9 protein-coding genes are annotated in these 12790 nt (G+C 56.4%); 2 read left to right on the plus strand and 7 right to left on the minus strand.

The window, feature by feature from the left end:
• Window positions 1–48: 48 nt before the first annotated feature.
• Complete coding sequence (alr, locus tag G5193_RS16645; RefSeq protein WP_421206498.1) at window positions 49–1275, plus strand: alanine racemase; 1227 nt, start codon at window positions 49–51, stop codon at window positions 1273–1275.
• A gap of 64 nt (window positions 1276–1339) precedes the next feature.
• Here alr and G5193_RS16650 read toward each other — a convergent pair whose 3' ends face one another.
• From G5193_RS16650 to G5193_RS16680, 7 genes are all read right to left on the minus strand, one after another.
• Window positions 1340–2284 (minus strand): TerC family protein, encoded by a 945-nt coding sequence (locus G5193_RS16650; RefSeq protein WP_005337664.1) that lies wholly within the window; start codon window positions 2282–2284, stop codon window positions 1340–1342.
• A gap of 302 nt (window positions 2285–2586) precedes the next feature.
• Entirely contained in the window at window positions 2587–3582 is a 996-nt protein-coding gene (gene oppF, locus G5193_RS16655) for a murein tripeptide/oligopeptide ABC transporter ATP binding protein OppF (RefSeq protein WP_058055903.1), read from the minus strand.
• On the minus strand, window positions 3583–4563 hold the full coding sequence (locus G5193_RS16660) for an ABC transporter ATP-binding protein (RefSeq protein ID WP_005337668.1): 981 nt from the start codon (window positions 4561–4563) through the stop codon (window positions 3583–3585).
• Window positions 4564–4617: 54 nt separating this feature from the next.
• Window positions 4618–5529, minus strand: a complete 912-nt coding sequence (gene oppC, locus G5193_RS16665; RefSeq protein ID WP_005337670.1) for an oligopeptide ABC transporter permease OppC — start codon at window positions 5527–5529, stop codon at window positions 4618–4620.
• 14 nt (window positions 5530–5543) lie between these two features.
• Window positions 5544–6464 (minus strand): oligopeptide ABC transporter permease OppB, encoded by a 921-nt coding sequence (oppB, locus tag G5193_RS16670; protein ID WP_005337672.1) that lies wholly within the window; start codon window positions 6462–6464, stop codon window positions 5544–5546.
• A gap of 98 nt (window positions 6465–6562) precedes the next feature.
• Window positions 6563–8182, minus strand: coding sequence for an ABC transporter substrate-binding protein (locus G5193_RS16675; RefSeq protein ID WP_421206501.1), 1620 nt, complete (start codon window positions 8180–8182; stop codon window positions 6563–6565).
• A 279-nt stretch (window positions 8183–8461) separates the two neighbouring features.
• Window positions 8462–9097, minus strand: coding sequence for a YchE family NAAT transporter (locus G5193_RS16680; RefSeq protein ID WP_005337678.1), 636 nt, complete (start codon window positions 9095–9097; stop codon window positions 8462–8464).
• 840 nt (window positions 9098–9937) lie between these two features.
• Between G5193_RS16680 and adhE the strand changes: the two genes are divergently transcribed.
• On the plus strand, window positions 9938–12604 hold the full coding sequence (gene adhE / locus G5193_RS16685) for a bifunctional acetaldehyde-CoA/alcohol dehydrogenase (RefSeq protein WP_421206503.1): 2667 nt from the start codon (window positions 9938–9940) through the stop codon (window positions 12602–12604).
• The last annotated feature ends 186 nt before the right edge of the window (window positions 12605–12790 follow it).

Raw genomic sequence — 12790 nt, forward strand, 5'->3', positions numbered from 1 at the left:
GCCGACCCCGTCCAAACTATCCAACGCGAACAACAAAAAGGAATCACCATGCACAAGAAAACTCTGCTGGCTACCCTGATCTTCGGCCTGCTCGCGGGCCAAGCCGTTGCGGCTCCCTATCTGCCCCTTGCGACGGATCATCGCAGCGGCCAGGAGCAAACCGCCAGCAACGCCTGGTTGGAAGTGGATCTGGGCGCCTTTGAACACAATATCCAGACCCTCAAGGATCGCCTCGGCGACAAGGGCCCGCAGATCTGCGCCATCATGAAGGCCGACGCTTATGGTCATGGCATCGACCTGCTGGTCCCCTCCGTGGTCAAGGCCAATATCCCCTGCATCGGCATCGCCAGCAACGAAGAGGCGCGCGTCGCCCGGGAGAAGGGCTTTACCGGCCGTCTGATGCGGGTGCGTGCTGCCACCCCGGATGAAGTAGAGCAGGCCCTGCCCTACAAGATGGAGGAGCTGATCGGCAGTCTGGTGAGTGCACAGGGTATCGCCGATATCGCCCAGCGGCACCACACCACCATTCCGGTGCATATCGCGCTCAACTCCGCCGGCATGAGCCGCAACGGCATCGACCTGCGTCTGGCCGATGCCAAGCAGGATGCGCTGGCCATGCTCAAGCTCAAGGGGATCACCCCGGTCGGCATCATGACCCACTTCCCGGTTGAGGAGAAAGAGGACGTCAAGATGGGGTTGGCCCAGTTCAAACTGGACTCCCAGTGGCTGCTGGAAGCGGGCAAGCTGGATCGCAGCAAGATCACCATCCACGCCGCCAACTCCTTCGCCACTCTGGCCGTGCCGGACGCCTACTTCGACATGGTGCGCCCGGGCGGCCTGCTGTACGGTGACTCCATCCCCTCTCACACCGAGTACAAGCGGGTGATGGCATTCAAGACCCAGGTTGCCTCCGTCAACCACTACCCGGCCGGCAACACCGTCGGTTATGACCGCACCTTCACCCTCAAGCGTGACTCCTGGCTCGCCAATCTGCCGCTGGGCTACTCCGATGGCTATCGCCGCGCCCTCAGCAACAAGGCCTATGTGCTGATCCAGGGTCAGAAGGTGCCGGTGGTCGGCAAGACTTCCATGAACACCATCATGGTGGATGTGACTGATCTGAAAGGGGTGAAACCCGGCGACGAGGTGGTGCTGTTTGGCCGTCAGGGTGACGCCGAAGTGAAACAGGCGGATCTGGAGGAGTACAACGGCGCCCTGCTGGCGGATATGTACACCATCTGGGGCTACACCAACCCCAAGAAGATCAAACGCTGATCACGCGATATGAAAAAGGGCTCCCGCGGGAGCCCTTGTTGTTTGGTATTAAATGATGTTGCGTTTAAGCGGCCTTTTTTCGGGTCACAAACAGACTCAGCCCCATGGATGCCAGCAGGATCAACGCGACTACGCCCAGTGCTATGCCGGTCGGGATCTTGAAGATATCCAGCAGCAGCATCTTGACCCCGATAAACATCAGGATCAGCGCCAGACCGTATTTGAGCAGGGCGAAGCGATCAGCCACACCGGCCAGCAGGAAGTACATGGCACGCAGACCCATGATGGCGAAGATGTTGGAGGTCAGCACGATGAAGGGATCCGTGGTCACCGCGAAGATGGCCGGGATACTGTCCACCGCGAAGATGAGATCGCTCACCTCCACCAACACCAGAATGAGCAGTAGCGGGGTGGCATAGCGCACACCGTCACGCCAGACGAAGAACTTCTCCCCTTCCAGGGTCTCGGTCACCTTGAAACGACGGCGCATCCAGCCCAGCAACGGGTTGTTGGCGAGATCAGGCTCCTTGTCGGCCGCCCACAGCATCTTGGCACCGGTCAGCAGCAGGAAAGCGCCAAACAGATAGAGGATCCAGTGGAACTGCTCGATGAGCCAGCTGCCCGCGAACACCATACCGGCACGCATCACGATGGCCCCCAGTACCCCGTAGAGCAGCACCCGGCGCTGTAACTCGGCTGGAATGGCAAAGTAGCCGAACAGCATCAGCCAGACGAAGACGTTGTCCACTGCCAGCGCTTTCTCGATAAGGTAGCCGGTGAGGAACTCCAGTCCCTTCTGGTTGGCGATTTCACGGCCCGCGCTGTGATCGAGCCAGAGCCAGATGGCCAGGTTGAAGAGCAGCGCCACGCTGACCCAGATGAGGGACCAGACACCCGCCTCTTTGAGGGACACCTTGTGTGACTTGCCACCACCGACAAAGCGTATGTCTATCCATAACAGGACCAGCACTATGCTGAAGAAACCGGTCCACATCCACCATTCACCCATTTTCACTTCTCCCAAAAACGACAAAACCCACGACCGAGAGGCGTGGGTTTGCGTTTGGAGCAGATACACCTTGCCTCTCGGCAAGGTCTCACTTACAGCTGATTTGCATCGACTGCCCGGCTGCCGGGTGCACTGCAGGAAATGGGTGCACCGTAATGACGACAAACCGGCGAGAAGTTACTCCCCTTGTTGCGCGGATAGTAGCAGCGGTAAAAGATAACGCCAAGAGGCATCTTCACTACCGCCAGAAATAAATCGGGACCCCATCAAGGAGCCCCGCAAACAGGTTCAACACATCCCCATCAGAGCGGATCGACCTTGAGGCAGGAGACCGCGTGATCGAAGTTACCCTCCAGCACGGGGCGGGTCTTGGCACACTCGGGGCCTGCCACCGGGCAGCGGGTACGAAACACGCAGCCGGACGGCGGATTCATCGGCGATGGCAGGTCTCCTTCCAGGATCTGGATCACCTTGTTGCGCTCCAGCTCAGGGTCCGGGATCGGCACCGCTGACATCAGCGCCTTGGTGTAGGGGTGCAACGGGTTGGCGAAGATCTCCTTGCCGGTCCCCAGCTCGACGGCGTTGCCCAGATACATCACCAGCACCCGATCGGAGATATGTTTGACCACAGACAGGTCGTGGGCGATGAAGATAAGCGACAGCCCCATCTCCTTTTGCAGGGATTTGAGCAGGTTAACCACCTGCGCCTGAATGGAGACGTCAAGCGCCGAGACCGGCTCGTCGCAGATGATCATCTTGGGCTCGAGGATCAGCGCCCGGGCAATCCCGATCCGCTGGCACTGGCCGCCGGAGAACTCGTGCGGATAGCGGTTGACCAGGTTGGGCAAGAGCCCCACCTTGCTCATCATGGCGCGCACCTTCTCCTTCACCTCTTCCCGTGGCAGGTTGGGATAGAAGGTGATGAGCGGCTCGGCGATGATGTCGCCAATAGTCATGCGCGGGTTCAGAGAAGCCAGCGGATCCTGGAAGATCATCTGGATCTCTTTGCGCTTCTCGCGCAGGGCATTCTGATCGAGCTTGGTGAGATCGTCACCCAGCCACACCACCTTGCCATCGGTGGCCGGTACCAGACCGATGATGGCGCGGGCAAAGGTCGATTTGCCGCAGCCGGACTCCCCCACCACACCGAGGGTTTCACCCTCATAGAGACGCAAGGTCACCCCATCGACCGCCTTGAGGTCAGACGGCTTGGCCCAGGGCCACGCCTTGCCACTCTTGATACTGAAGTGGACCTTGAGGTCAGACACTTCCAACAGCAATTTTTTGTCGGCACCCATTTAGTTGGCCCCCTTGTTCATGGCATCCGAAACCCAGTGACAAGCACGCTCCCGACCATCGTTGAACGGAGTCAGGATCGGTGACTGCTGGCCGCAAATCTCGCTGACCCGGTGGCAACGCTCCTGGAAGGGGCAGCCGGTGGGCAGACGCAGCAGGTTGGGCGGATTGCCCGGGATGGTGGGCAGCACTTCCCCTTCGGTATCGAGACGAGGAATGGCGCGCAGCAGGCCTTCGGTGTAGGGGTGGCTCGGGCGATAGAAGATATCGTCTACCTTGCCGTACTCCATGGTACGACCGGCATACATCACCAGCACCTTGTTGCAGATACCGGCGACCACGCCAAGGTCATGGGTGATCATGATGATGGCAGTGTTGAACTCGCGCTTGAGCTCGTTCATCAGAGTCATGATCTGGGCCTGTACGGTCACGTCGAGTGCGGTAGTCGGTTCGTCGGCGATCAGCAGTTGCGGCCGGCAGAGCAGCGCCATGGCGATCATCACCCGCTGACGCATACCGCCGGAGAACTCGTGGGGATACATGCCCATCCGCTTGCGTGCTTCGGGAATTTTCACCGCATCGAGCATCCGTACCGACTCTTCGAACGCTTCCGCCTTGCTGACGCCCTTATGCAACATCAGCACTTCCATCAGCTGATCCTGCACCTTCATGTAGGGGTTGAGCGAGGTCATGGGGTCCTGGAAGATCATGGCGATCTTCTCGGAGCGGATCTTGTTGAGCTTGGACTCCGGCAGGTTGAGGATCTCCTCCCCCTGAAACTTGGCGGAGCCCGTAATAATGCCGTTTTTGGCCAGCAGCCCCATGATGGCAAAGGCCGTCTGGGATTTGCCGGAGCCGGACTCGCCGACGATCCCCAGGGTTTCACCCGCAGAGAGAGAAAAGTTGAGGTCGTTGACCGCCACCACATTGCCGTCCGGGGTCTTGAACTCGACCCGCAGATCTTTCACATCCAGTAACTTCATATAAAAACTCCTTATCGATCTTTCGTGATGCTTTCCTGTCGACCCGATGCTCGATTAACGATCTTTCGGATCGAGGGCGTCACGCAGACCATCCCCGAGGAAGTTGAAGCAAAACAGGGTCACCACCATAAAGCAGGCGGGGAACAGCAGTTGCCAGATGGCCACTTCCATCGACTTGGAGCCTTCATCCAGCAGGGCGCCCCAGCTGGTCATCGGTTCCTGAACACCAAGGCCCAGGAAACTCAGGAAGGATTCAAACATGATCATCCCCGGCACCAGCAAGGTGGCGTAAACGGCCACGATACCGAGTACGTTCGGTACGATGTGACGGGTGATGATCTTCCACTTGGAGACGCCACAGACGTGGGCTGCCTCGATAAACTCCTTGCTCTTGAGGCTGAGAGTCTGGCCGCGCACGATCCGCGCCATGTCGAGCCAGCTCACCGCCCCGATGGCGATAAAGATGAGCGCCAGGTTGCGGCCAAAGAAGGTGACCAGCATGATGACAAAGAACATGAACGGGAAGGCGTTGAGGATCTCCAGTACCCGCATCATCAGGCTGTCGACCCGACCGCCGATAAAGCCGGAGGCCGCGCCATACAGGGTGCCGATGATGACCGCCACCATGGCGCCCATGATGCCGACCATCAGGGAGATGCGACCGCCCAGCAGGGTGCGCACGAACAGATCCCGCCCCAGACTGTCGGTACCGAAGTAGTGACCCGCTTCCATATCGGGCGGCGACTGCATGGCGCCCCAGTCCGGATCGTCAAAGGTGTATTGGGACAAATGGGGGCCAAAGATGACCGCCAGACCGATGATGGTCAGAATGATCAGGCTGGTCAGTGCAGCCTTGTTGCGCAGGAAACGGCGACGGGCATCCTTCCACAGGGAGCGCCCCTCCACCACTTCCACTTTTTGCGCGAACGCCTCGACGGCATCGCGTTTTTCAGTTGAAACAACCATGATGAACTCCCGAATTAGTAACGGATCTTGGGATCGATAAAGGCGTAGAGAATATCGACCACTGCGTTAAAGGTGATGGTGAGGGCGCCGACCAGAATGGTCAGACCGAGCACCATGGAGTAATCACGGTTAAGGGCACCGTTGACGAACAGCTGACCGATCCCCGGCAGGCCGAAGATGGTCTCGATCACCACGGAACCTGTGATGATGCCGACAAAGGCCGGGCCCAGATAGGAGACCACCGGCAGCATGGCCGGACGCAGCGCGTGTTTCAGGATGATGTGGCGCAGCGGCAAGCCCTTGGCACGGGCGGTACGGATGAAGTTGGAGTTCATGGTCTCAATCATGCTGCCCCGCATGATCCGCGAGATGGCAGAGATGTAGTACATCATCATGCCGAACACCGGCAGCACCATAAACTGGATGCCACCACCCTGCCAGCCACCGGCAGGGAACCAACCCAGATGAATACTGAAAAACAGCACCAACAAGGGTGCCAGCACAAAGCCCGGGATCACCACCCCGGCCATGGCCGATGACATCAGCAGATAGTCGATGATAGTGTTCTGTTTCAGTGCCGCTATGGTGCCGAAGGTGACCCCCAGCAGCACGGCGAAGAAGAAGGCCGTGGTCCCGATCTTGGCGGAAACAGGCAGCGCCTGGCTCACCAGATCATTGACGGTGAAATCCTTGTATTTAAAAGAGGGGCCCAAATCACCCTGCACCAGGTTGCCCAGGTAGGTGAGATATTGCATGCCAATGGGTTTGTCGAGCCCGTATTTGGCCTCGATGTTGGCGATGACTTCGGGGGGCAGTGAACGCTCGCTGGTAAAGGGGTTACCGGGGGCGAAACGCATCATGAAGAAAGAGACGGTGATCAAGACCAGCAGAGTCGGGATCGCTTCCAATAGCCGTTTAAAAATGAATTTCAACATAGACATTTCCTGTCCTGTACTGCTTCCAAATGGTCGCGGTTGTAATAAAGGCCCGCCGTCTGGCGGGCCCTGCTTGTTATGCGACTTGTTGCTTTAAATCAGTGAGCAATGATGTACATATCTTTGCTGTAGAGGTTATCCAGCGGGTTGGCCGGGTAGCCGCCTACATAGGGTTTGACCATACGGGCAGTCACGTACTGGTAGATGGGGGCGATCGGCATGTCTTTGGCCAGGATCTCTTCAGCCTGGACGTAGAGCTTGTTACGGGCAGCCACATCGACCTGATCACGGGATGAATCCATCAGCTTGTCGAACTCCGGATTGGAGTACTTGCCGTCGTTGTTACCGTGGGTGGTCTGCATCAGATCCAGCATGGAGGAGGCTTCGTTGTAATCGGCGATCCAGCCGGCACGACCTACGTCAAACTGACCCTGTTTCTTGGTTTCCAGGTAAGTTTTCCACTCCTGGTTGACCAGGCTCACCTGCACGCCCAGCTTCTTCCACATGGATGCCACGGCCACAGCCACTTTCTTGTGGTTGTCGTCGGTGTTGTAGAGCAGCTCGAACTTCAGCGGCTTGCTGGCATCGAAACCGGCCTCTTGCAGCAGCGCCTTGGCCTTGGCATCACGCTCGGCCTGGGTCATCTTCGACCACTCGGGCGCTACCGGCTTGAAGCCATCGACGAAGTCCGGCACCAGGGTGTAACCGGGCGTCTGACCCTGCCCCATCACCTTGTCGGCGATCACGTCGCGATCGATGGCATAGGAGAGCGCAGTACGGACACGCACATCGTCAAACGGCTTCTTCTTGACGTTGTACTGGTAGTAGTAAGTACCAACATAACCGGTCACTTTCAGCTCGTCCGGCTTCTCTTTCTTCATCTGCTTGAAGCGCTCGATGGGCATCTGATAGGTGATGTCCACTTCGCCCGCCAGATAGCGGCTCAGGTCGGCGTTGGTAGACTGGATGGGCAGATAGACCACCTTGTTGATAACGGTCTTGCCATCGTTCCAGTAGTGCTTGTTGCGCTCCACTTCGACGCGCTCGTTCACCACCCAGTTCTTCAGGGTATAGGCACCGTTGGATACCATATTTTCCGGCTGGGTCCACTTGTCACCGAACTTCTCGATCACCTTCTTCGGTACCGGATAGGTGGTGGTGTGGGAGAGCATGCTGACGAAGTAAGGGATCGCTTTCTCGAGCTGCACTTCGAAGGTGTAGTCATCGGTCGCCTTCACGCCCAGCGTATCAGCCGGCTTTTTACCTGCGATGATCTCGGAGGCATTGGCAATGGTCGGGATCTCCAGATACCAGGAGTAAGGAGAGGCGGTTTTCGGATCAACGGCACGCTGGAAAGCAAAAACGAAATCGTGGGCAGTGACCGGGTCACCGTTGGACCACTTGGCATCTTTGCGCAGGTGGAAGACGTAGTGCTTGTTATCCTTGGTTTCCCAGGATTCAGCCACCGCCGGGAGAATTTCCCCTTTCGGGCCGGATGCAACGAGACCCTCGAACAGGTCGCGCAGGATATTGGATTCGACCGTTCCTTCGGTCTTGTGCGGGTCAAGGGTCGCAGGCTCGGAGCCGTTGCCTTTTACCAGTTGCTGGACTTCAGCCAGCTTGGTTCCCGCCGGGACATCGGCAGCCTGAGCCATATTGATGCCACCAAACAGTGCAGCCACCAGCAATGTGTTAATCATTGTTTTTTTATGAGTCATTTCCCTACTCCAACAAGAACATTCCATGCATTTTTTAAAGTGACGGGGTTAAAACCCGCTCCCAGCATAATTCCCTGCCAATTCCGATAATGCAACAGATATTGTCAGGGTAATCGTCATTTTCTGGTCAAAAAATCAGCTAGCATGCGCTTTTTCAGTATTAAAACACCAGCAAAGCGCTCATTTTTCACACAAACGACCGATTCTAGAAAAGACTGGGCAAAAAGCAACCAATAAAAAGCCGGTCACGAGGACCGGCTTTCATAAAGCGGAGCTGGCTCACATCAGGCTGGGGAAAACCCCCTTGATGCCGGCCACCATGATCTCGATACCCAGCGACATCATGATAAGACCCATGATACGGGTCACCACGTTGATGCCTGTGTTGCCCATGATCTTGAACAACAGCGGCGCGGCGCGGAAGATGAGCCAGGAGCAGAAGGAGAAGACCACGACAACCACTGACATGCCGAGCAGCTGCTGCCAGTGGCTCTGGCTGGCGTAGACAATCACCGAGGAGATGGCACCTGGGCCCGCCATCAGCGGCAGCGCAAGCGGTACCACGGCGATAGACTCGCGCACCGCCAGTTCGCCCTTTTCCTGTTTGTTGTGCTTCACCTCGCCCAGCTTGCCCTGCAGCATCGACCAGGCAATCAGGGTAATCAGCGACCCACCGGCGATCCGGAACGATGCCAGCGAGATGCCAAACCCATCGAGGATCAGTTGCCCCATATACATGGAGACCAGCAGGATCACCATCACCGCGATATTGGCGGTGGTATTGGTTTTCATCCGCTCGGCCTGGGTATGGTGGCTGGTCAGACTGACAAACACCGGCAACAAACCAAGCGGGTTGATAATTGCGAACAAACCGACAAAAAACTTCAGATACAACGAGACGTCAATTGCTGCCATAGGCGCCTTCCAATAGAGTTTCGGGCCCAGCGGGCCAGTCCATTAATTTCGTGCGTAAATTTACATCATAGCCAGAGTGGGTACCAATCAAATAATCTCACCATTTTGAGGGTTTTTTAGTTAGTTCATCTAATGCATCCGCGCTAACTGGCATAAACCGATGCCAAAAGCCCTTTCTACCGCCCGACACGCGCCAGAAAAGTGAGCGCAAGCCTGCTTAATCATGACCAGAGAGTCCGACGATGACTGACCGAATGACCAAGCGACTCGAGAGAATCCAAGCTTTGCCTTCCTACTATTTCAGGCCAGACATCACTTCATTGACTCGGCAAGAGAGCCACAATGCAAAAACCGGGAAAGCGGGCAGAAATGGCCCCCTCGGGGAATAAAGCGGATTAGTCATGGATTAAAACAACAATCATTTTTGCAACAAACGCTGGAATAAAGTGCGTTTGTCGGTGATTTTGAAACCGATTCACTCATATTTACTAACCTATACCGCCAAAATAGCTCTGCAATCCTATGTTCGATTGCAATTAACCACTTGATAAATGTGGTTTATTACCCTGCGTTAACAAGCCTCTCACCTTTCCCTTTGATGCACATTCCGATAACATCAGTCAAACAAGGATTGTGAAATAAAATTTCTTTTGTTCTTTTGTTACACATGATCCAGATCAAGTTTTTCTGAGTCAGCCCCGCTCTATAATCGACTCAGAAAGCGATTTAGTAAGGCATGTGAAAAAGCTGTTGCAACGATACCGTCTTGACAGGGCGACTATAATTGCCGGGCATTGCCAACGTCTTACTAAACAGTTTTCAAATAATCAGGAGATAAACATGGCAGTAACCAATTTGGCTGAACTGGATGCACTGGTCGCCCGCGTTAAGGAAGCCCAGCGTGAATTCGCCAGCTTCTCTCAAGAGCAGGTAGACAAGATCTTCCGTGCCGCCGCCCTGGCCGCCAACAACGCCCGTATCCCCCTGGCCCAGATGGCCGTGGAAGAATCCGGTATGGGTATCATCGAAGACAAGGTTATCAAGAACCACTTCGCCTCCGAATACATCTACAACAAGTACAAAGACGAGAAGACCTGCGGCATTCTGAGCGAAGATGATCAGATGGGTACCATCACCATCGCCGAGCCGGTAGGTATCATCTGTGGTATCGTTCCGACCACCAACCCGACCTCCACTGCGATCTTCAAATCCATGATCGCGCTCAAGACCCGCAACGCCATCATCTTCTCCCCGCACCCCCGTGCCAAGAACTCCACCAATACCGCTGCCAAGCTGGTACTGGATGCCGCTGTTGCCGCTGGTGCGCCGAAAGACATCATCGGCTGGATCGACCAACCGTCTGTTGAGCTCTCCAACGCCCTGATGAAGCACGACGACATCAACCTGATCCTGGCCACCGGTGGCCCGGGCATGGTGAAAGCAGCCTACTCCTCCGGTAAGCCTGCTATCGGTGTGGGTGCCGGTAACGTACCTATCGTTATCGACGAAACTGCCGACGTGAAGCGTGCGGTTGCCTCCATCCTGATGTCCAAGACTTTCGATAACGGCGTGGTCTGTGCTTCCGAGCAGGCGGTCATCGTTGTTGATGCCATCTACGACCAAGTTAAAGAGCGCTTTGCATCCCACAAGGGCCACGTGCTCTCCAAAGAAGATGCTGACAAGGTACGTAAAGTCATCCTGATCAACGGTGCCCTGAACGCCAACATCGTTGGCCAACCAGCCACCAAGATTGCCGAGATGGCAGGCGTGACTGTACCGGCTGATACCAAGATCCTGATCGGTGAAGGCGTCAAGCTGTGTGCAGAAGATGAGTTTGCTCACGAGAAATTGTCCCCGCTGCTCGGTATGTTCCGTGCTAGCAGCTTCGAAAACGCCGTTGATATGGCCTGTGACATGGTCAACATCGGTGGTATCGGCCACACCTCCGGTCTGTACACCGACCAGGATCGCAACGCTGACCGCATCAAGTACTTCGGCGACAAGATGAAGACCGCGCGTATCCTGATCAACACTCCGTCTACCCAAGGCGGTATCGGTGACCTGTACAACTTCGCAATGGCACCGTCCCTGACCCTGGGTTGCGGCTCCTGGAGCGGTAACTCCATCTCCGAAAACGTGGGTCCGAAGCACCTGATCAACAAGAAGACAGTCGCAAAACGGGCAGAAAACATGCTGTGGCACAAACTTCCGAAATCCATCTACTTCCGTCGTGGTTCCCTGCCGATCGCTCTGAGCGACCTGGAAGGTAAAAAGCGTGCCATGGTCGTAACTGACCGCTTCCTGTTCAACAACGGCTACGCCGATGAACTGGTCAGCCTGCTGAAAGCACAGAATATGGAAGTGGAAGTGTTCTACGAAGTAGAAGCTGACCCGACCCTGGCTGTGGTTCGCAAGGGTGCCGAGATGGCCAACTCCTTCAAACCGGACGTTATCCTGGCGCTGGGCGGTGGTTCACCGATGGATGCAGCCAAGATCATGTGGGTGATGTACGAGCACCCGAACACTGCGTTCGAAGATCTGGCCATGCGCTTCATGGACATCCGCAAGCGTATCTACAAATTCCCGAAAATGGGCGTGAAGGCCGAACTGGTCTGTATCACCACCACTTCCGGTACCGGCTCTGAAGTCACTCCGTTTGCGGTAGTAACCGATGAAGTGTCTGGTCAGAAGTATCCGCTGGCTGACTACGAGCTGACCCCGAACATGGCCATCGTTGATGCCAACCTGGTCATGGGCATGCCGAAGTCTCTGTGTGCCTTCGGTGGTATCGATGCCGTGACTCACGCCATGGAAGCCTATGTTTCCGTACTGGCTAACGAGTACTCCGACGGCCAGGCGCTGCAAGCCCTGAAAATGCTGAAAGAGTACCTGCCGTCCAGCTACCAGAACGGTGCCAACGACCCGATCGCTCGTGAGAAGGTACACAATGCTGCCACCATCGCCGGTATCGCGTTCGCCAACGCCTTCCTGGGTGTGTGCCACTCCATGGCTCACAAACTGGGTGCCGAGTTCCACATTCCGCACGGTCTGGCTAACGCCCTGCTGATCAGCAACGTCATCCGCTACAACGCAAACGACAACCCGACCAAGCAGACTGCGTTCTCCCAGTACGACCGCCCGCAGGCTCGTCGTCGTTACGCCGAAGTCGCTGACCACCTGGGTCTGACTGCTGTCGGTGACCGCACCGCCGCCAAGATCGAGAAGCTGCTGACCTGGCTGGACGAGCTGAAGGCTACCCTGGGTATCCCGGCCTCTATCCGCGAAGCTGGCGTGACTGAAGCTGACTTCCTGGCCAAGGTTGACCAGCTGGCTATCGAAGCTTTCGATGACCAGTGCACCGGTGCCAACCCGCGCTACCCGCTGATCAGCGAGCTGAAGCAGGTTCTGCTGGACTCCTACTACGGTCGTCCGTTCACCGAAGCCGCTCCGGTAACTGCTGCCCCGGTTGAAGCCAAGGTTGAAGGCAAGAAGAAATCCAAGGCCTGATAACCAGTCCTGAGATAACAAGCCCGCGCACTGCGCGGGCTTTTTTTATCTGCCACTTATCACAGAGCTCCTCTCTCCAGCCGATTGCGGTAGTGCAGCCCCTAACTTCCCAACCAACCAACCAACCAACCAACCAACCAACCAACCAACCAACCAACCAACCAACCAACCAACCAACCAACCAAC

The organism is Aeromonas sp. 601027, from assembly GCF_049174455.1.
Taxonomy (GTDB): domain Bacteria; phylum Pseudomonadota; class Gammaproteobacteria; order Enterobacterales; family Aeromonadaceae; genus Aeromonas; species Aeromonas veronii_A.